Genomic DNA, 21,632 nt, shown 5'->3' with positions numbered 1-21,632 from the left:
GGTGCGTTCTGCCCGTGTAACGTAATACTTATTTGTAAACCTCATCAATCGCAGCCTGGAAAGGAGCCTTGTATTTCTCGATCAGCGTAGATACGGATACCCCTTCTTTGAGTTCCCCATCAAAATCCCAGAACGGCAAGGATGGGAATGTGTTATGGTCGAGAACCAACATACCTTCCGCAACCTCTCTGGCGTTGTTGATATCTGCTTCATCAGTCAGATGTGTCTCCAGTGTGGATTGTCCCGGGTACTCATAGATCGACTCGATCTCGTTAATTTTCTCCCAGATGTACATCAGTTGTTCCGGATTCTCTACCGCTTTTGGAATTGTTATCGCTTGGTAACGTGACTCACCGGAGTGATACGCTGATGCACTTGGACCTTTTGGAAACGGTACAAAACCAATATCGTAGTCCTGCATATCCGTCATAATGCCTTCGACTTCGTACATGGCACCTGAATACATCAAGGTGTTACCTTGACGGAAGAATGTGGATGGCTCTGTCCAATCGCCGCCCTCAGAAGCTCTGCCGACCTTCTCGGTAGCCAGTTTGGACAGGAAGTTCAACGCTTCTTTTGTTTTTGGATCTTCCAGGTTCTGCTTATCCTCTTTGGTCAGAGAAGCCTCGTTGGAATACAGAATCGGTTCCAGCAAGCCCGTTTGAGCGAGTCCCCAAGTATCTAGCTTGCCATCATTGTTTCTATCCTTGTTCGCTTGCTTAGCAACACTGATGAAGGTATCCCAGTTCCACTCATCGGCATCCACATACTCTTGAAGTGGCTTCAAGCCGAGCTCTTGCATGAGTGTGCGATTATAGAAAATTCCGTTGATAAACGAGGACTGGTCCTCGGTAAAGCCGTAACCTTTGCCTTCATACTGCATGTATTCTTTGGTTGTTTTCTGATTAAATACCTTGTCGTTTTTAATATAATCATCCACCGGCCATAACAGATCCTGTTTGGTCAATGCCGGGATGGCATAGTTTTTGCCCAGTCTCACCAGATCGCCAAGCGGTTCACCGGCCATCAGGGAAGCAACTACTTTTTCCTGATATTCACCAAAATCGATGGAAACATATTCAATATTAAAGTTGTGTTTTTTCTTCAGCGCTTCGAGATTCTCAAGGCGTTGAATGTTGTCCGGGTTGTTCCCCTGTATTTCCATGTCCCACCAAGCAACAACCTTGATGGTTCTGCCGCCCATGTCAAAATCCATTTCTGGCGTGGAGTTTTCATTCTTGGGTTCGGTTTCCGCGGGTTTTTGTTCCTCCTGTGGTGTTGTCTTTTCCGGCTCGGGTTGAGCGGTAGGTGCAGAACTGCATGCAGCAATCACCAACAAGACCGCAAATACCAGGCTCAGTAGCATGAACTTGTTTTTTCTCATCGTCTTCCCCCCTGATTGTCGTTTGCTATCACAGTGTATCGTCCAAATGAAAGCGCAAACAACCTGCCGAAATATTGATGTTTACCCGGGCTGAATATAGATTTGCGTAATTTTGCACGAGCAAAGTGCATTATAGGTTTTAATTGGTAAAGAAATGCACTGTCTACAAAAATATGCACATTGTATGCGCTTTCTTTTATTACCATAATGAAATTAAGTCAAATTTCAGTTAATCTAGCGCATTACAATTCAGCAGAAGGTGAGGTATTGCTTCATGTATGATATTTTACTTGTGGATTTCAGCCGTCGTTTGTGCGGGGAGTTGCAACAGATGTTGCTACGGAGCAAAGCTCAATATACTATCGCAAATTGTGTGTTCTCATCGGCCGAGGCTTTGACCGCATTGTCAGAACGAGACTTTTCCCTTGTTATGGTACATACAGAGAGGTTTGATACCGCGGGGCTCTGGTTATGCAATGACATTCGAAAAAAAAGTCAGATACCTATCCTCCTGATGGGTGGAAGAGATCACTTCAGGTTTGTACGCAAAGCCTTGACGTATCAGGTAAATGATTACCTCCCGTATCCTGTTAGTCCTTCTTCTTTACTTAACAGTCTGCATGGACTTAGATCCCACCTTGAAACCGACCCGGCACACAAAACGTCGTCGTTCTTCAAAACACCCGTTCAAATGAACGGTAAGCCCATGCACTCCAGTCATGTCATTCGTATCGTTAAGGCCTATGTACGGGATCATCTGAGTGATGAAATCACGCTGAAGAAGATCTCTGACATGCTTCATTTTAACTGTGCGTACCTTGGGCAAAAGTTCAAGCTGGAAGAGAAGATGTCTTTCAATGATTATATGCTCCAGCAACGTATGGAAAAGGCCCAGCAGTTGTTGTCTTCCACGAATCTGCGCATATATGAGATTGCTATTGAGGTAGGTTATAAGGATATAGATTGGTTCTATAAAAAGTTCAAAGCGTATGCCGGATCGAGTCCCAATGCTTATAGAAGACAAAAAATCCACACGGCCTAAAGGTGGATTGCCCAATCGGTTTGTTTATCAATTAGATAATAACCACAAAAAACGCAGGATGTATTCTACTTCCTGCGTTTTTTTGTGGTTATTTGGGTTTGGTCAATTCCAGAGGATTCACCATTAACGTACCAAAAGGGATTCCCGGTATTCTTGGGGAGTCATTCCCGTTATTTTCTTAAAAAGTCGGGTAAACGAATGGGCAGCTTCGTACCCCACTTGAAGTGCGACCTCACGTACCATAAGATTTGTGTTCTGAAGCAATTCTTTGGCTTTCCGTATTCGGCAGTCGTCAATGAACTCTGACACGTTTATTCCCATTTCCTGCTTAAAGAATCGCGACAGATAGGATGGATTAAAATGATGAAGTTCTGCCAATCTCACCAGAGAAAGGTCTTTCTCCAGATTCTCCTTAACATAACTGCATAAGGAATGAATGACAACGTTAGCGCGTTCCTGTTCATTTGATCTTTTGTAGCGGACCAATTCATCGGCAGCACGATATAGAAATTGTACTGCATCCTTCATGCATGTATACTCCCCTAAGTGCAGCAAGCTTCGTTGATCCGGGATCTTCTGTTGAAGCCCCCAACGATTGATCGTTGAATGTAATAATAAGGCCAGATTGTAGTATGTCTCCATGGCACGTTCCATCGTAATATCCTGTTGCAGCAGTTCTCCTGCAAGCTCCTCAAATATATCGTAAAATGGCTGAATTCGTCCCGTTTCCAAATATCCTGACATAATCTCGATCCGGTTTGAGATTCGCATGGATTCTTTGGGTACATCAGATGAGAGATCATTGCGATGATCCGTCAGTACCATGGATACACCATCCCCAATTTTCATCCACTGGAGTAATCGCAGACGTTCATATTGTTTGGTTAACTCGGACCAATTGCAGCTTCGACTGCTTAATGAAAAAGCAATGGATACGCCGAGTGATACCATACATGCTTCCTGTACCAGTTCCAGGGTACCTTCTAGAAATCGCACAAGTTTATCATTAGTCATCTCTTCCTCCTGCTTCGGCTGAAGCAGCCAGATCGTATCCCCATAATGGTCCGTTACACTTGCGCACACTGTACGCTCATTCATTAGAGAAGAGCCGATAATGCGAACAGATTCTTGAATTTGTGTGAGGTCCGAACCTTTTTCTGGCAGATTATTGAACCGACCCAGTATGAGATAAACTGGCAAGTTGATCTGTAATCTTATATCTCGTTTGGATAATTCGTCCTGCATATCCACAGTAGATTCTATAACCGCTGTACAGTCTTGAAGTAGCTTCCGCAAATACTCTTTTTGCTGAATCAGTGCAAGCTGCGAATTAACTTTATGAGAATGTTCCAACAACTCAACCATGCTGTGACTTTGCCGGATCTCTTCCATCACATCTTCTACAACAGACATCACCTTGTCATAACCTTCCGTTTTGAGCAAGTAACGCACATTAGCCATCTGAAAAGCTTGATATGCATAATCAAAATCGCTATGTCCTGTCAGAAAAATGACGCGACAATTCGGCCAACTGGCTTGAATCCGCTCTGTCAGTTCCAAGCCACTCATGCCCGGCATGCGGATGTCCGTTAGAACAATGTCAATTCTCGAACGCTGCATCCACGACAATGCTTCTGTTGCAGAGTAGGCTTTACATACATCAAGCTGTTCGGGTATATGTCTGGCGAACGTTTCATAGAGACTATCCGTAATAATCTCCTCGTCATCTACAATCAAAAGTCGATACATTCGTTTTCCCCCTCTTTCCACTGGATTCGAATTGTGACTTTTAACCCTTGCAGTTCACTTCTGGATAGAAAAAGCCCACTTCCTTCTCCATACGTCAGCACCAGACGTCGATGAATATTTATTAATGCGGTCATTTCGTCTGTACCTCCGTCCTTATGCAAGCGTTGTTGAAGAGTTTGAATGTGTTGCTCTTCCAACTCATTACCATTATCCTCTACGGTGATCTCGGCATATGAACCTTCCATAGTAAACCCAATAATCAGAAGACCAGAGTCCGTATTCTTTTCAAGGCTGTGTTCATATGCATTCTCAATAATGGGTTGAATAATGAGTCTGGGAACGTGAATATGTTCCATCTCAGCTGGTAGTAACCCAAAATCAACTTTGATTCGTCTGGAGAATCGTAGTTGTTGAATCTCTGTATAGATTCGTGAATGTTCAACTTCCAATTTCAACTTCACATGATCTGTTTCATTCCGGGTGATGAATCTGAAATACTCTCCGAGCATGTTCGTGAATTGCTCAATACGCTCTGTTTCCCCGGTTCTTGCCAGTGAATTCAGAATAAAGAAGCTATTGTACAGAAAATGAGGATTAATCTGGGATTGGAGCTGCTTCAACTCGGCCCGCTGCATCATCAGTGTTTTCTTAAAATCTCGGTCGATCAGGGATTGAAGATTTTCAATCATTAGATTGAAACGGGTGTATAGGAAGCCAAATTCATCCTTTCGATTATGCGCGATGGGGACATCCAGCATGCCTCCCTCCATTTTTTTGAATCTTTTCACCAACAACAGTAACGGGATGTGAATCAACTTATAACTTGAATAGAGATACGCCGTGATGGCAACAAATGATGTAATTGCAAACAGCCACGCCCAATGATAGAACTTGCTAAGTGGCTTGGTAACAATTGCCTCGGGTAGATATGTAGCTACGGATAAGCCCAGGGAGTCCATATGCAATTGACTAACATGATACATGGTGTCCCCCACCTTCATCCGAAAGCCATCAAGTGTACCTTTTACACTGTGCTCGCGGTAATTCGCGAGAATTACACTAACTTGATGGTTATCTGTGATGGCATGCCCCGTTTTGTCCTCAATCAGAAAAGTTGAACTCTCCGGATACAAATTAAGCCGTGTAAGTTCATTTTGAAAATGGCCTGTATCCAACTCCACTTGAATGACAAAAAGCGGGGGTTCTCCTCTCGTGCCTGTCAGTCTGACGGCACTCAAGTTCAAGGCGTCCTCTTTCACAGTGAAACGTGTACCTTTTCCTTGCATGCCTGAACTGAAGTATTGATATGAACTTTTATTGAAATCATCGATGCCTTGGATCGCCGATATACTCTTGCCGACAGAAGGGATATGTACATAAACGTTTTTGATATAAGCAGTGCTATTCTTAAATGAAGCGAGTCGTTCAGTCAGGTAATTTAATGTATCACGCCGCTCAACCTGATCCATCATGTCCCAGAGAATGGCCAGACGATTCAGTTTTCGATCCTCAACAATATCAAACTGCTGTAATTCCATCCATTCCATCTCTCTGTTCAATTCCACGACATATTGGTTCAACCGTCTCTCCGTTGACAACGATATTTCCTGGCTTGCATTGTCATAACTCCAATGATACAGATACACGCCAAGAAGTATAAGAGGGAGCACAAATACCAGATAGGTGATTATTAATCGCGCAAATATACTGTTAAACCATGATTTAGCAGGGATTTTGATCAATGCATTCACCTCCAATGCCAAAGGCTGAGTTGGTTCCTTGTATGAATAAAGTGAACATTAGCGCTCCTTTGGCTTGCTGGTGCGAAACCACTCGTTAACTTCCGATGTGATCTGATCTCCCCCCAGCTTGCGCCAGTTCTCTACAAATCGATCAAACTCATCTATCGACCTGCCTAGAATAATGTTCATATAGGCTTCAAGCTGAAGATCTCGAAGAATAATTTGTCGATCAACCATCGTGTCCGTAATGCCGCCAGTGAACTGATCATAGAGAAGTTGGCCGTTCTTCTCGTAAGAATCTGCAATGCTAAAAGCACCCGAAGGCCCATAGGTTTGTTTCCAGCCCCAGCCGCTCTCTACATGTTCCGTTTCATAGGCCACAATGCGTTTGTGAATGGCGAGAGCTTCATTCTGAAGAGCCGAGAAGTCTCCTGTACTTCTGGCATCACGAATTTGTTTGTATGCATCTATATTTTTATTACCGGGAAAAGGAGTCACCGGTGATAGCATCCACACAGCTCGGGAGTCGTCATTGTAGTATGTTTCATACTGTGCCTGATCCCCCCAGTTGATGTCCAGATGCAGATTCATAAGCTTTACGACGACCTCCGGATTAGAAAAGCCCTTTTTTACGGCAAAGTATTGCCCTGTGTTGGAACGTAGCGGTACGAACAGACTCCGGTCCGACTTGGCAACAATGGGATATGCCTGCCATTCTACATCTACATCTATATCTGTATTTGTATCTGTATCTGTATCACGGGTGCTCTGAAGCATAAAGGATGTCCACTGTTCACCGTAGAGCATTCCTATTTTTCCATCCTGAACCAGACGAAACGCCTTGCTTCCACTTTTATAACCGAAATCCGGATCAAGTTGGCCTTCACGATACAACGTTTGCAGTACTTTCAGAGCCTCCCGAACTTCAGGCTGAATACCTCCATAAGTGAGGTTTCCTTCTGCATCTTTAACCCATATATTAGGGTAGGCACCATAGCCGGACATCAACCCTGCAGCTCCCATAACTGGATCCCATAGATGGTTTGTTAGCGCAAGTCCGTACGTATCATGCTCTCCGTTCCCGTCGGGGTCCTCCTCTGTAAACGCTTTCGAAATCTGGAGAAGTTCTTCCATCGTTTCAGGCGGCCGTAGCCCCAGTTGCTCCAACCAATCGGTTCTAATCCACAGGTACTGCGCTGTCTCAATGGAGGAAGATGATTCGGGAATAGCCATGAGTTTGCCATCAATGGTTGCCGCATCAAATGCGCCTCTTCCCTCCGCCTCCAATATACTCTTTGTAAGTGGGGAAGCATACTCTTGGTACACATGGGTTAAATCTTCGATCATTCCAGCGTTGCTCAGTTGTCTAAGTTGATATGGATTAACTTTCACCACATCTGGAAAACGTCCTGCAGCAAGGGATACACCCAACTTCTGATTGTATACATCTCCATTAGCAATCCAGTCATAGTGAATTTGAATACCTAGCTCTTTCTCGTACAAACGAGTCCAGCGATTATCCAGTATCGTCTCACCAGATAACTGACTAATCATGCGCTCAAGGTCATCTCCAGTTTCCCTGACAAAAGAGACCACGATGGGAGGAGAATACCTCTCAAACGTAGCGGGAAGTTGAATCTGCTGCCCATCTTGCTGCGGATGATGTTGTTTGCTATTACCTTCGGTATGACCTGCTGGTATGGATACAGCAAGGAACAGAATGAAGGTCCATCTTGTTATGTCCAGACATCTCTTATACATGACGACATGCCCCCAGTTCGGTTTGAACAACTCTCTTCTCTCTGTCAACTTTAATCCATATCATTGTACAACAACTTGTACTCATTGAATACGAAAAGCCGCCATTGGGCGGCTTTTCGTATTTTTATTGTTACTCAACAGGATTAATCACACGATATTCGAAATTCGAAAAGTCAGCTGTTCCTCCAACTATTTCCGTTGAATATACAAACAACCCCGTCCGGCAACCCATAAAATGATCCAGTTTATATATCATTTTGTGGACAATCCCTATATCTCTCCATTCAACCCCATCGAAATAGGCAAAAGAGCACTCATCCAGATTGTTCTCAAAATTTCCGAATGCTTTTAGTTTAACTACTAGATCTGATACCGGGATACGTTCATGTTCAGTGGCTGGCTTCTGGTCGATCAGATTGCCAAATATGGTGGAATCCTCACTATCTCTGGCATGCATGACCAAGTAAAACTTGCTATCCTGCTTCGTGAGAGCGATCATACCGTACGAACCGATCAGAAAGCACAACCCGGCATAATCCCCATCATTCAGACGACTGCCGTCAAGCGTAACCATTGCTTCGCAAGCGGGCCCCATTGAACGCTGGGTTAGTGTGTTGACCGCAAACGTCAGATTTGGGCTGATCTGTCCCGTTCGAACACGATACACCCCCGATTTCTCAGTAACGGACCAAAGTTCATGATTAGGTGTATGATTCCATTGCCAAAAATCACGGATGCGGATGCTTCCATCTTCCTCGGGTTCATAATTGAAACTGTCGCTACCCACTAACGGGTTATAACGGTGCTCTGGTCTCGTGCTCGGGATATCAATCTGCTTCGGCGCTTTGCTTGCAAAGACCGGTATACCTTGATCAAAGTATAGCGGAACCAAAACAGGAACCCGGCCAACAGCCCCATGATCCTGAAACAGCATTGCATACCAGTCTCCATCCGGCGTATCCACGATACCGCCCTGAGCAACACCTGAATTGAAATAATCCATATCGTCATTAAATACTTCTCCACCAGTGAAGACATCTTCCAGAGAGTCTGCCATATAAAACGCCTGTGTTCTACGTCCGGAAGCTTTCGTGATATGAATCAGGAAGACAATATATTTACCATTGATCTTGTAAAAATGTGCTCCTTCATAACCAAGGTGATGAGGCTGCTCGTCTTTTACAATCAAGCGATGCACTCCACCAGGTTTGGGTCCGGACAGATCAGAGCTTAATTCGGTCAGATAGATCTCGGTATTACCGTACACGAGATATGCTCGTTCATCATCGTCAAAAAATAAGGAGCAATCATGGTAAAACCCTTCCACGATCTGCTTCTTCCACACTCCCGAGATGGAGGTCGACGTATACAAGTATGTCTTACGGGTATCATTCGCAACAAAGATCACATAGAACATCCCTTGATGATAGCGGAGTGATGCAGCCCACATGCCTTTACTATAAACGTGATGACCATCCACCAGCCGTTGGGCAGGTGTATCGTCCAATGTGTCGTATACATATGTGGCTACTTCCCAATGGATCAGGTCATATGAACGCAGGATGACACATCCCGGCATCATATGCATGGTTGTACTGACCATATAATATGTGTCTTCTACACGAATAACGTCAAGATCCGGGTAATCGGCCCAAATAATCGGATTCGGATACATGCTTTAATTACACCTCATTTTGTCTGTTAAACTTCCATTCTCTTAAAAAGATGGTTGAGCTGTCTGTTGAACTTTTAAACTTAATATACAAGTCTTGCACACCTTTCGCACCTGTAACATTAGTTGTTAGTTCCGTCCATTGAAGAGATTCTGTCGCAGGCGAAACAATGATTTCTCCAATTAACGGTCCGTCTGCACGATCAAGTCGAAGTTCCAACGTACCTTCGGTTCCTTGATTTCCAATAGTAGCTGTACAGGTTGTAGGTCCTTCACTTTCAAAGTCCACCTTGGATACAGCTATCCAGCTGTCATTTTGCAGCTTAGCGAACATGATATTCGAATCGGATGCAGATATCTCAGCAGAGTCAAGATATTGCTCTGTTGTTACTCTGCTGCTCCATCCAATCGTCGAACCGCTTACCCGCTCATAGGGATTGAAGCACTTGATTTGATCTACGCCCTGATAATCTGCATGTACCTTCTGGATCTTACCCGTGGCCTCATTATGCTCGACTCGATTCAGATGTGTTGAACGGTAACCATCGGGAATATTCATGGCCTGGCTTAATGTCTGAGCATGATAGGCAATGTACCACTGATCGGCCAGTTGGAATATAGCATGATGGTTATTGCCGCCAACATCAAAAAAGTGGCCCGGATTCTGGAGCAACGTTCCCTGATATGTCCATGGCCCCATTGGCTGAACACTGGTCATATATGCAATTTCACCAGGTGGTGGGCTGCCCTCTGGCCGATCACCCTCAACAAAATTGGAACAATACGTAAAGTAATAACTATTATTATATTTATGTATCCCTGAATCTTCAAACATATAAGGCGCCTGAATAACCTTCGCTTTGCCAACAACGCTGATCATATCTTCTCCCAATCGCATCACTCTTGCCGTATCAGGTCTTTCTGCTTTCCCCTGCGGAATACCACCACCGAAGTATATGTAGGCCTGATGATCATCATCTACAATGACAGCCGGATCGAATAACCAAGTTACTTCCTCCACTCCAGGAGTTTCTCTTGTAATAAGTGCCTTTCCTATAGGGTCTATCCATGGACCTACAGGTGTTGGTGCAGACAATACACCAATTCCACTGGCATTGTTAGCGAAATAAAGAAAGAAACAGTCCTTGCCATCCACGTTTCGATGAGCAGCTGCGGGCGCCCAAGATTGTGAAGCCCATGTTGCTGCGCCTTGAGGTCCGGCAACTCTGATCTCTCCATGATCGGTCCAGTTGATTAAGTCATCCGAAGAAATGACCGTAATCCGGTTGATTGAACTGTAGCTGTTTTTCTGAGGAAGACCGTCCTTATCATATTCCAGCTTATCACTAGTCATATATAAGTAGACTCGATTGTTAAATACCAAAGCATATGGATCGGCTCCAAATTTGTGGGCCACCAGAGGGTTACCGTTGGGACGAAGCTTTCCAATCTCCCCTGGAATACGCTCCTGATTGGCAGCTTGATCTTGCTTTTGCTCACCAGCTTGTGGTGCAGAATGATGATTCATCAACAGAATCCCCCTATAATCGTTTTTAGTTGTGCCTTTTTACGAGAAAGCGTTTGCAATACAAAAGGTATCATGATAGGATGATTACATTTTAAGGTAAGCTGAGTACAATTTCATTGCGTTAACCGCTGTATTTATTGCGTGAAATGACGGGAGGTACTTCATGAGTGGATCCTCTGAGTGTTTTTATGATCCCATCCAGCCTGAGCTCTTATATCTACACAGCGTAACGACGTATAAGCTGGAAACGATCTATCATCGCCATAATGCATACGAAATCTACCTGTTTCTTCGTGGCAACGTTCACTTTTATGTAGAAAATCGATGTTACCATGTACAGCCTGGTGATCTGCTTGTGATGTCACCCGAGGAGATGCACCGAGCCTTTATTCTGGATGAATCTGAGTATGAGCGAATTACAATCAATCTCAAAAAAACATATCTATTTCAGCTTTCCACACCATCAACCAATCTATCGTCATGTTTTGATCATCGCCCCAAAGGTACAGGCAACATCGTACATTTAGACGACGATAACTTGAAGCAGATGCTGCAATGTACGAACGAACTGGAAGGATTGCTTGCTTGTGATGCTTATGGCACCGATATCAAAATAAATGCAGCCGTAGCCCAATTGTTGGTCATGATTAACGTCTGGTTTCATAACAATTCCTTTGTTCCCAATGACATTATGCCTGAACTGGTTCGTGAAACCATGGATTATATTGAAACACATCTAAATCAAGATATTACGCTTCGCAAACTTGCCGAAGTGTTCTACATGAACAGTACTTATATCAGCCGCCAGTTCAAGAAGCATACTGGATTAACCATCCGTTCCTACATTTTGGGTCGTCGTATTGAACGGGCCAAATTCCACCTGTCTGAAGGATTGAGTATTACGGATGCATGCTTTCAATCGGGCTTTAGTGACTATGCCAATTTTATTCGCAGTTTTACCAAAATGGTTGGCATCTCCCCCGGTAGATATATCAAACAAAGACGTGATGCAATGGAAGCACTGCCAAGATAATGATGAGCTCATTCAATGTAAACTAAAAAACATCAAGCCATCCTGCATGGCTCGATGTTCTTTTAGTTCTTGATATACTTCGGATCTGCAAACAGTGCATTACTTTGATTATATCCGCAAGTTAATTGATCTCTTTACCCGTCCACAATCGAACGCGATCTTTAATCCACTCCGTATACTGCTGTTCCATGGCTACTGCACCTGCATTATCAAGTTCGGTAATCATATTGTCGTATATGTCTTCAAAGGCACTCGGAGAGGATGTAATCGCTTCGGCGATCCGTTTCTGAATAATATCCTGCGTTTTCTGATACACAACGTTATAATCCCCGCTATCCGAAGGAATCGGCATATTGTAAGCAGCACCCCACTCTTTCACCGGAAACTCCTTTTCGGAAGGGAACAAGTCCTTCCATGTAGTGATGCCATAGCCTTTCAAAACTTCTTTTTCCTCATCGGAATAACTTTGCTGAATCTGTTCAGGATAATTCGTTGTATAGTAGTTATCCGTTGAATCTTTGACGCCATCCCCGTAATGAGCACCAAAAATGTAATACAAGCCTACTCCGGTTTCTTTGGTGAATGTGTTATTGTCTTTGTTTTTACGTTCCTGTACATCGGCCGGGATGGTGCGAACACCGTCTTCCACGTTATATTGCTCGCCTTCAACGCCCCAGTTTCTCAATACTTGCCCTTCTTCAGAAGACATCCAGTCCAAAAATTTAATAGCCCGGACAGGATCTTCACAATCTACCGTTATGCCAATGCCATAACCGTCAAAGCCAATATTCTGGAAATCTTTACGCTGAAAGTTGTCATCTAGCGTGACCGGATAGAATCCGTAGGTCATGTCGTCTTTCCCTGCACTTTTCAAAGCATTTTCCGCATCACTGAATCCCCAGCTTGGATCAAGCAAGGATAACACGCGACCACTGGCGATTTTGGACTTATATTGGTCATCCTTCTGAACAAAACTGTCCTTGTCCAGCAAGCCTTCATTGTACATCTTGTTCAACCACCGGAAATATTCTTTCTCCTCGGGACGTTTGTAATGCAGAACGGCTTCGTAGGTATCCGGATTGATGAAATATTCACCATCTCCAGGTCCTCCAGTAGACATGACAGCGGGATCAGTAACAGTGATCATTCGCCGCCATCCATCTGCACTAAGCGTCAGCGGAATTGTGGGTTGGCCATCATCTGTGGTCGGATGTTTCTCGTAATATTCACGTAGCACTTTTTCGAAATCGTTTAAGGTTTTGATCTCAGGATACCCAAGTTCCTTGACTACACGATGTTGAATGGCGGTACCATTCGTCGCATCAAAGCTGACCTGATCGATTGCACCATTCGTTGGAATCCAATAGATTGAAGGATCGTCATTACTGTATTTCAACCGATTGAAGTGCTCACCGTAGATCTTTTTCAAGTTGGGGGCGTGTTCTTCGATCAGATCCGTCAGATCAATCATTGCCCCGGCATCAACGAGTCTGGTCAAGTTACCTTTGGGGAAAATCAAATCCGGATAATCACCGCTTGCAGCCATCAAGGAAATACGGTCGTTTCCGCCTCCGCTCGAAATATCGAATTCAGCATCAATGCTTACACCGGTTTCTTCCGTAATTTTCTTCCCTACCGCATCCTGCATTTTGTTCCAGTTGGGACTTGCATCTGCGCCGAAGAAGGTAAATGTGATTGGGCTGTTGGTGTCACTCGTATTTGATTCGGAATTCTCCCCAGCGTTTCCGCAACCGGCGGAAACTAACACAACACTTGTTACGAGACATGCTCCTAGCACTTTTGATACGGCTCTCATTATTTTTCTGCCCCCTAAATGATGTTAGTCGTTATAACCAATCCAGACATTACGATGGTTCACTTTGATATAGTATACGCTTACATATTCAACCGTTAGTAAACGACTACAATCCTGCCTACCCTATTCCATGTTTAAAGTATAAGGAAGTCTAATCACCCCAACCTTGATTATTAAGCCATGAAAATAGCATGATCTAGACATGTGTCTCAGTAAAAATGTGAAGACCAAAAAAGCGATGGTTGCCCATCGCCTTATAAAGCCAAAGCTACTTTTCAATAATATAATTCCAACGTAAATCCTAGGATCTCCCCTTCCACATCACGCAACAATTCCATGACCTGGTCAGCGTAATCTCCAAGAATCTCTTTGCTTTTCTCAAAACCAATCCATTGAACAGTAAGTGGCATGCTTACAGCCCCAGTTAAGACATCCCATAGTGCGTCCAAATTGCCTCCATAGCTCTCGTCTAACTCAAGCTGGTTTTGCAAAATTTGATGAAGCTCTTCCTTGCTGTGAAAGTCGTTTCCGTTAATCTGAATGATGCTCATATCATTTCCTCCGTTTATTTTAACTGTTCAAATGACTTATAATGATCTGTCGTCTGGTAGATTAGACCGTCATTCGAGTATAGAATTCGGTCGCTTCCGCGCCGTCCTCCTGAGTAATTTATATCGGCTTCGTACCAGATCCGGCCTTTTTTGTTGGGGAGTAATCCTTCCCGGTTCCTGAACACGTCGCCGCCGATGCTTTTGCCTGGAGCAACTTCTCGCAGGTTACCTTCGCTTGGTTCCCATCCCAGATCTCTTGCCTCTTTCTTGGTAATATAATTTGGCGGGAGTTCATTGTGCTCCGAGATATAGTCGGCAACCTCATCAAATCCCATATCCTCCGAAACTTGAGGTGATCCAAGATCACGCAAAGACTCTGACGTACAACCTGAGAACAATAATGCAGCGAGGATGATCACTAACGTGTAAGCAAATTTTCTGAAAAACATAATCTTTTCTCCTTTTGATGTTCTTGCTCTTGCTGTCTTCCGTTTTGGTGCTATTTCGATGACAATGCTTCTAATGTTAACGATTTGTGGTAATTAAAGCAATTCTTTCAACAAAAAAAGCCGCTAAAATAGCGACTTTAATCGTACCACGATCATTACCATTCAACACATTCATTTTATAGTTTAATTTAATGTATCCATCCAGTTCTCTAGGGCCATAACTACCTCTTCCAACTGCTTTTCTTCTGTAATTGCAGGTTGATTATCTCCTTTTTGCATGCCGTATGAACCAAATTGACCGTGATTTCCACCTTCAATACTCACATATGTCGTGTCTTCCGGAAGATTTGCTTTGGAGTTCTCCCAGTCTTCCCAGTTAAGCACTCCGTCATCCGAGCCTGTAATCTGTAAGATAGACAAGTCTGTATTCTTCACGCTCCCCCCTTCATCTGCATAAGAAGCCAAGAAAAAGACGCCTTCCAACTTCTCATTGTGCTGCGCAGCATACCGTGATGCAAATGACCCTCCCAACGAATGGCCACCAATAACAAACGCTTCGTCAGGATGTTCCTCGATAAAGGAATCAGCCTTGTTTTGACCGAAAATCGCCAAGTTTATTGGCATGTTCGCGATATATACGCGGTGACCCTGTTCTGCCATTTCTCTGGCAAGTGGAGAATAACTTTCAGGTTTAACCAAACCGCCTGGATAAAAAATAATATTCGGTTGGGTTATCTCTGTACCCACGGGTTCAAATCGGTAACCGTCCTTAATCTTGGCTACATTAACCTGAGCATCACTTGTAATCGCAGTTTCAGCTCGCTCAGAGGGACTATACGTTACCGAATTAAGATATACGAAAACACCGGCCACGATGATAACGATGGACAAGATGGTCCACATAATTATTTTTTTCCATTTGTTAGTACGTTGTGCTGTTTTCAACCTTAAAACCACCTTAGTATGAGGATAATGATATGTCTTTTTTAACTCTACATAATTATACTTACCGGTAAATATAATTACAAGATGATTTTGCTAACTATCGTTATTTGTCATAAAATATTCATGGAGGGAAATTCAATGACAGAAAAATCACCTAAACGATTGCCTGGAAGACCCAAACATGGCAACGACGATATCTCAATTCAGCAAACCATTATTCAAACTGCTTCACAGTTATTCATGGAGTATGGCTACGAAACAGTCACGCTTCAGCAGATTGGCAAAACATGTAGCGTGTCAAAACCAACCATTTATTATCATTTCACCAGCAAACCAGAGCTTTTTAAAGTTGCCTTTACAACGATGTTACAGAATGTGAGCCGGTTAACCTCGCATATCCTTGATCAAGCCGAGAATCTGGAATCGGGGCTTGTTCGTCTGGCAGAGGCCAGACTTGGCAATCCACATGCGGAGATTGAAACCATGCTGAGAGAAGCTGAGCCTTTTCTTGAACCAGCTCAGATTCAGGATATACGCAACGCGGAGCATCAGATTCATGAAGTGTTAGCCTCTCATTTCCAACGGGCAATGGATGAAAACAGACTGCGAACGGACGATCCATTTTTCCTGGCAGAGACCTTCTCGACATTGATGTTAATGGGTAATCGGGAAGATAACCTGCATAAATATGGTTCCAACTTTTCGCTAGGCCAGAAGCTAGTAGATATTTTCATTCGCGGAGCGCAGTAAAAAATCAGGGCAACAAGGAGAGCTGATATGAATATCCCTAGAGGAACCTATGGGTTTCGATTCGCGGAAGACAAGGAGCTCCAACTGTGTGTACTGTATGCGGCTGGATGTGATTCAATAACCGATCCTTCTTATCATTGGGATGGACTCGAACGTTCGGACGGGCCTCTCCTGTTATTCCAATATACAATCTCGGGTGAAGGTGTGTTTGAGTCGAATAATCGCATTCATCATGTTACCGCAGGACAAGCTTTTTTGGCCGAAATTCCAGGAGTTCATCGCTATTACTACCATTCAGCATCAAAAGAACCTTGGGAGTTTCTGTTCCTGCTGTTCAGGCCCACTCTTATTCTACCCCATTGGCGAAAGTTCCTTCGGGAAGCTGGAGAAGTTCCCTATTTACCCGCTGATTGTACACCCATTCGACTGTTGCGGATGATCGTGACAGATGCGGCAGCAGGCAGAATCACTGATCCTCTGATCGCATCATCCAGCGTATATCAGTTCATGACAGAATTGACTCGATTACAGAAAACGACATTGCGCAACAGGGAGAATTGGTCTGTAAACATTCAAATAGCCGTTGAATACATAGAAAACAACTACTCCAAAATGATCAGTATCGATCACCTTGCGGAGCATGTTTCCCTTTCCAAATATCACTTTATACGTCGCTTTTCCTCCAGTACAGGTTTGACCCCAGGTGCTTATCTAACCCGTGTACGTACCGAGAAAGCAATGGAACTGCTGCGCGGAACTTCTCTTAGCATTGAAGTCATCGCCGAGCAAGTCGGGTATTCCAGCGGAAGTTATTTTATCAAAGCCTTTCGCAGCATAACAGGCGTTACGCCAGGTGAATTTCGTAGTGGCGGAGAAAGCCTTGTTTACCGTAAATTGTTCTTCGACTAACCGCAATATTTTGCTATTCGACACTCAACATTACTGTAGATATTAATAAAATCCTTTATTATGATGAATTGAGCGAGAGCAATAATTAATCCATAAAGGAGCATTCCCATGAATCATACACTTGCAGCATCAACTCCACCGCTTGGCTGGAACAGCTGGGATTGTTACGGCGCAGCCGTTACGGAAGACGAAATTCGTGGCAACGCCGAGTACATGGCAGAACATCTTAAAGACTTCGGCTGGAGCTATATTACGGTCGACATTCAATGGTACGAGCCTTTGGCCAATTCTTCGCAATATCGTCCGTTCGTTCCACTCATCATGGATGAATATTCGCGGCTTATGCCTGCCGAGAATCGGTTTCCCTCCGCTGCAGGTGGACAGGGATTCAAGCCATTAGCCGACTACGTTCATAGTCTTGGGCTGCAATTTGGCATTCACATCATGCGCGGTATTCCACGTCAAGCTGCACATGCGGCTACTCCGATTCTGGGAACAACCGCCACTGCGCGTGATATTGCTCATCCGAACTCCATCTGTCCGTGGAATACGGATATGTATGGTGTTGATAGCTCAAAAGAAGGCGCACAAGCCTACTACGATTCGCTTTTTGAACTGTATGCACAATGGGGCGTTGACTTGGTGAAGGTTGACGATATTGCTGCTTCAAGGCTCTATGACACCCATCAGCCTGAGATCGAAATGATATCCAAAGCGATTGAGCGCTCCGGTCGGCCCATGGTACTGAGTCTTTCTCCTGGCCCTGCTCCGGTGGAATACTCAGAATTCTTCGCTGATCATGCCAACATGTGGCGTGTCACGGACGATTTCTGGGACCTTTGGCCGCTGTTATTGGATATGTTCGACCGCTGCCGGACTTGGCAGGGCGTTCCCCAAGCAGGCTGCTGGCCAGACTGTGATATGTTGCCTTTGGGTCATATCGGTATCCGTTCTGTAGACGGTGGTGGAGCAGATCGCTGGACTCGGTTCACGCCTGACGAGCAGTTGACGATGATGTCACTGTGGAGTATCTTCCGTTCCCCGCTCATCTTTGGTGGTGAACTGCGAGATAACGATGACTGGACACTATCCCTGCTAACTAATCGTGAGGTTCTGCGAATGCATCGCGAGAGTTACGGAGCCAGAGAAGCCTTACGCAAAGAAGATCTTATTGTGTGGACTGCCCAGCATACGGACGGCTCCTCTTACGTCGCTGTGTTCAACACCGGCGAGAATGCTCTACCTGTGGATCTGTCCATTGATGAGGTGGGACTGTCCAGCATTACCGAAGGTACCGAATTGTGGAGCCGAGAAGCAGCCGAATTTACGGAGAATTCCTTAGTTACTACTGTACCTGCGCACGGTGTGCGTCTCTATCGGTTTTCCTAAGCTTGCAAAAGAAAAAGAGAGGTCTGTCGTTCATTAGACAGACCTCTCTCTCATTTCATCAGTATGTATCCATGGCTTGAACGGCCAGATGAAATGCTTTAATCCTTCTTTCCAGAAGAGTCTTTTGTGGGCTACCTTCTTTGGACTTGGCATACATGTTCTCAAGGGATGGAAACAATCCAATCAAGACAAGACGGGCTTCTGTTATATCTTCCTTGGAGTATTGATGAGGCTTCTGGTTCCATTGTTTTTCCAGAACTGCTAAGCCGATGTATAGAGCTTGGAGACGTTTCTGTAGCAATGTCGTGTTATTACTTTTCTCAGTCATATTCACTAAGGCATTTTCCGATTTTCGGATGGTTGATTGAAAAGCTTTGATGGATTGCAGTTGATCTTCTTGTGACACGTTTTCCATAGAGTATAGACCTCACTTTCTAGGCTTAGTTTGATCGGTCTTTCTATTAAATTAAATATAACAAAAAAAGCCGCTTAAATAGCGACTTTTAATGTGTTCATTCTCGATTCAGTGCTAGAGTACCTTCTCCAAAAAGCTGATCGTCCGTTCATTCTTCGGATTTCCAAATATCTCTTCAGGAGTCCCCTGCTCGACAATATAACCCCCGTCCATGAAGATCACACGATCAGCTACTTCACGGGCAAAACCCATCTCATGGGTAACAATGATCATCGTCATGCCCTCGCTCGCAAGATCTTTCATTACACCCAGAACTTCGCCTACCATCTCTGGGTCAAGCGCCGAAGTCGGTTCATCAAATAACATCACATCCGGGTTCATAGCAAGCGCACGAGCGATAGCAACCCGTTGTTTTTGCCCTCCCGAGAGTTGACTGGGAAAACTATCCGCTTTATCAGACAACCCGACACGATCCAGAAGGCTAAGACCTGTTTTTCGAGCCTCTTCTGCGTTTAAAACCCCTAATTCTCTTGGCGCAAACATTATATTTTTCAATACGTTAAAATGAGGGAATAAGTTAAAATGTTGAAATACCATGCCAATATTTTCACGCGCTTTATTAATGTTGGTTTTAGGATCATTGAGATCCTGATTATCTACAATAACTCGACCAGCTGTGATATCTTCCAATTGGTTGATGCAGCGCAAGAATGTACTTTTTCCCGAACCGGAAGGCCCGATGACACAGACAACTTCTCCTTCGTTGACCGCCACATCAATTCCCTTGAGGACCTGATTCGAGCCGAAACTTTTCTTCAAACCTTCAACTTTTATTTTAGCCACGACGAACCTTCACCTCCAGATAATCAGCAATTTTGGTCAATGTGATGATGACAATCAGGTACATAACCGCAACCGTTAACCATATGTCAAACGAGGAGAACGTTCTTGCAATAACAATTTTACCCGATTGTGTCAACTCTACGAGACCAATAACGGACAAGATTGACGTATCCTTCAACGTGATAACCATCTGGTTAATGAAGGACGGAATCATAACCCGCACTGCCTGCGGAATAACAATCTTTATCATCGCTTTGCGATAAGGAAGACCCAATGAACGAGCAGCTTCCATCTGACCACGATCAATCGATTGAATCCCACCTCGGATAATCTCGGTTACGTACGCTCCTGCATTCAGACTAAGTGTCAGAATAGCCGCCAGGAACAATGGCATCGTGAAGCCCATCGCCTGTGGAATCCCGAAATAGATAAAGAATGCCAGGACAATCAGCGGAATACCGCGGAAAATATCCACAAATACGGTGGCAACACCACGAAGGAATTTGTTCTGTCCCACCTTCATGAATCCGAAAATCAGACCGATGATAAACGCAAAGAACAGGGACACAATCGTGTATAAAAGTGTGTTTCCCAGACCTTTAAAAAGTGCAGGAAGAGATTTCTGGATTAGCTCCCAGCGACCTTGATTAGCAACAGTCGGAGCGTTCTCACCCAGATATGTCTCGGTAATGCGCTTATACTCACCGTTAGCTTTGATGTTCGCAAGACCTGTATTAAACATCTCCAGAAGCTCCTGGTTTTTCCCCTTGCTTACTGCAAAACCGTAAGGAGCGCCATTTTCTTTGTCGGTAACAATTTTCAAACCGTTGTTTTGATTAACTCCATAGGCCAGTACAGGATAATCTTCAAAACAGGCTACGGAATTACCGGTTTTTACATCTTCATACATTTGGTATGACTCATCAAACGGAACGATCGTAAATCCATACTCTGAAGCGATGGACTCTGCAAAACTAAACCCTTCTGTTCCGGTTTTCACGGCTACCTTCTGTCCACGAAGGTCTTCATAACTCTTAATTGTGTCATTGTTGGCACTAACACCCATAACGACACCTGATTCAAAATAAGTATCAGAAAAATCAAATTTTGCTTTTCGCTCATCCGTAATACTCATCCCTGCGATCACACCATCAACTTGATTCGCCTCTAGTGCCTGTACAGCCGCGTTAAATCCCAGAGCTTTGATTTGATACTTGAAATTTTGATCTTTGGCGATGGCATCCAGCAAATCCATGTCGATACCAACAAAATCACCATTCTCGTCTTCATATTCGAATGGAGCAAATGTGACATCAGTTCCGATAACATAGGTTTTACCGGAATCGGACGCTGCAGCAGCGTTCCCCACCCATCCTGATAGACCGCTCACCAGGAGCAGCATCAGTGAAAGTATAAAAAATGAGATCTTCGTTTTTTTCATGTGTCCTCCCCGTCTCGGTATTGTCCGAATAATCATTATTTTCTTTGGAATCGGTATTACGGTTATGCTTTTTGTCGATCTTCTGCCCATTTGATTGTTATTATTTACTGTATATTAACAATCAATGCTTTGCCTTTCCACTTGCAACATTTTCCTCCATCATTTTTTTCCAACCAGTAAAAGTCCTTTTAATACTTACCCTTTAGGTAAGCT

The 21,632-nt window shown here is 44.1% G+C and carries 18 protein-coding genes; 5 read left to right on the top strand and 13 right to left on the bottom strand.

Annotated elements, in window-relative coordinates; translation table 11 throughout:
* Positions 1-28 precede the first annotated feature (28 nt).
* On the bottom strand, positions 29-1,384 hold the full coding sequence (locus MKY66_RS14680) for an extracellular solute-binding protein (RefSeq protein WP_076212107.1): 1,356 nt from the start codon (positions 1,382-1,384) through the stop codon (positions 29-31).
* 274 nt (positions 1,385-1,658) lie between these two features.
* On the opposite strand from MKY66_RS14680, the gene MKY66_RS14675 reads away from it, so the two are divergent.
* On the top strand, positions 1,659-2,426 hold the full coding sequence (locus MKY66_RS14675; protein ID WP_047842955.1) for a helix-turn-helix domain-containing protein: 768 nt from the start codon (positions 1,659-1,661) through the stop codon (positions 2,424-2,426).
* Positions 2,427-2,549: 123 nt separating this feature from the next.
* On the opposite strand, the gene MKY66_RS14670 is transcribed toward MKY66_RS14675, so the two are convergent.
* The 5 genes from MKY66_RS14670 to MKY66_RS14650 form a co-directional block, all read right to left on the bottom strand.
* The gene (locus MKY66_RS14670) at positions 2,550-4,175 is read right to left on the bottom strand and encodes a response regulator (protein WP_076212106.1); all 1,626 of its coding nucleotides are present in this window, start codon (positions 4,173-4,175) and stop codon (positions 2,550-2,552) included.
* Entirely contained in the window at positions 4,160-5,926 is a 1,767-nt protein-coding gene (locus MKY66_RS14665) for a histidine kinase (protein ID WP_305956067.1), read from the bottom strand. Before MKY66_RS14665 ends, MKY66_RS14670 begins: the two co-directional genes overlap by 16 nt.
* A 48-nt stretch (positions 5,927-5,974) precedes the next feature.
* Positions 5,975-7,678 (bottom strand): extracellular solute-binding protein, encoded by a 1,704-nt coding sequence (locus MKY66_RS14660; protein ID WP_083657127.1) that lies wholly within the window; start codon positions 7,676-7,678, stop codon positions 5,975-5,977.
* A gap of 130 nt (positions 7,679-7,808) precedes the next feature.
* Complete coding sequence (locus MKY66_RS14655; protein WP_076212104.1) at positions 7,809-9,353, bottom strand: glycoside hydrolase 43 family protein; 1,545 nt, start codon at positions 9,351-9,353, stop codon at positions 7,809-7,811.
* 7 nt (positions 9,354-9,360) lie between these two features.
* Positions 9,361-10,878 (bottom strand): glycoside hydrolase family 43 protein, encoded by a 1,518-nt coding sequence (locus MKY66_RS14650; RefSeq protein WP_076212103.1) that lies wholly within the window; start codon positions 10,876-10,878, stop codon positions 9,361-9,363.
* A 163-nt stretch (positions 10,879-11,041) separates the two neighbouring features.
* Between MKY66_RS14650 and MKY66_RS14645 the strand changes: the two genes are divergently transcribed.
* On the top strand, positions 11,042-11,911 hold the full coding sequence (locus tag MKY66_RS14645) for an AraC family transcriptional regulator (protein WP_076212102.1): 870 nt from the start codon (positions 11,042-11,044) through the stop codon (positions 11,909-11,911).
* Positions 11,912-12,032: 121 nt separating this feature from the next.
* On the opposite strand, the gene MKY66_RS14640 is transcribed toward MKY66_RS14645, so the two are convergent.
* The 4 genes from MKY66_RS14640 to MKY66_RS14625 all read right to left on the bottom strand — a co-directional run bounded on the left by MKY66_RS14640 (position 12,033) and on the right by MKY66_RS14625 (position 15,672).
* Positions 12,033-13,727 carry an ABC transporter substrate-binding protein gene (locus MKY66_RS14640; RefSeq protein WP_076212100.1) on the bottom strand — a complete coding sequence of 565 codons (1,695 nt, stop codon included), beginning with the start codon at positions 13,725-13,727 and terminating at the stop codon, positions 12,033-12,035.
* A gap of 275 nt (positions 13,728-14,002) precedes the next feature.
* Positions 14,003-14,278 (bottom strand): barstar family protein, encoded by a 276-nt coding sequence (locus MKY66_RS14635; RefSeq protein WP_076212098.1) that lies wholly within the window; start codon positions 14,276-14,278, stop codon positions 14,003-14,005.
* 14 nt (positions 14,279-14,292) lie between these two features.
* The gene (locus MKY66_RS14630; RefSeq protein WP_036615937.1) at positions 14,293-14,727 is read right to left on the bottom strand and encodes a ribonuclease domain-containing protein; all 435 of its coding nucleotides are present in this window, start codon (positions 14,725-14,727) and stop codon (positions 14,293-14,295) included.
* Positions 14,728-14,910: 183 nt separating this feature from the next.
* Positions 14,911-15,672, bottom strand: coding sequence for an alpha/beta fold hydrolase (locus tag MKY66_RS14625; RefSeq protein ID WP_083657125.1), 762 nt, complete (start codon positions 15,670-15,672; stop codon positions 14,911-14,913).
* A 138-nt stretch (positions 15,673-15,810) separates the two neighbouring features.
* Between MKY66_RS14625 and MKY66_RS14620 the strand changes: the two genes are divergently transcribed.
* From MKY66_RS14620 to MKY66_RS14610, 3 genes are all read left to right on the top strand, one after another.
* Positions 15,811-16,422: a TetR/AcrR family transcriptional regulator gene (locus MKY66_RS14620; protein ID WP_074095055.1), complete on the top strand. Its 612-nt coding sequence runs from the start codon at positions 15,811-15,813 to the stop codon at positions 16,420-16,422.
* 27 nt (positions 16,423-16,449) lie between these two features.
* Positions 16,450-17,331 (top strand): AraC family transcriptional regulator, encoded by an 882-nt coding sequence (locus MKY66_RS14615; protein ID WP_076212096.1) that lies wholly within the window; start codon positions 16,450-16,452, stop codon positions 17,329-17,331.
* 108 nt (positions 17,332-17,439) lie between these two features.
* Positions 17,440-18,720 carry a glycoside hydrolase family 27 protein gene (locus MKY66_RS14610; RefSeq protein WP_076212094.1) on the top strand — a complete coding sequence of 427 codons (1,281 nt, stop codon included), beginning with the start codon at positions 17,440-17,442 and terminating at the stop codon, positions 18,718-18,720.
* A gap of 58 nt (positions 18,721-18,778) precedes the next feature.
* On the opposite strand, the gene MKY66_RS14605 is transcribed toward MKY66_RS14610, so the two are convergent.
* The 3 genes from MKY66_RS14605 to MKY66_RS14595 form a co-directional block, all read right to left on the bottom strand.
* Entirely contained in the window at positions 18,779-19,135 is a 357-nt protein-coding gene (locus MKY66_RS14605) for a hypothetical protein (protein ID WP_076212092.1), read from the bottom strand.
* A gap of 114 nt (positions 19,136-19,249) precedes the next feature.
* Entirely contained in the window at positions 19,250-19,978 is a 729-nt protein-coding gene (locus MKY66_RS14600) for an amino acid ABC transporter ATP-binding protein (RefSeq protein WP_076212090.1), read from the bottom strand.
* The gene (locus MKY66_RS14595; protein WP_076212088.1) at positions 19,971-21,419 is read right to left on the bottom strand and encodes an amino acid ABC transporter substrate-binding protein/permease; all 1,449 of its coding nucleotides are present in this window, start codon (positions 21,417-21,419) and stop codon (positions 19,971-19,973) included. Before MKY66_RS14595 ends, MKY66_RS14600 begins: the two co-directional genes overlap by 8 nt.
* Between the last annotated feature and the right edge of the window lie 213 nt (positions 21,420-21,632).

This window comes from Paenibacillus sp. FSL R5-0766 (assembly GCF_037971845.1).
Taxonomy (GTDB): Bacteria; Bacillota; Bacilli; order Paenibacillales; family Paenibacillaceae; genus Paenibacillus.
This window is presented reverse-complemented; position numbering and strand designations above follow the sequence as displayed.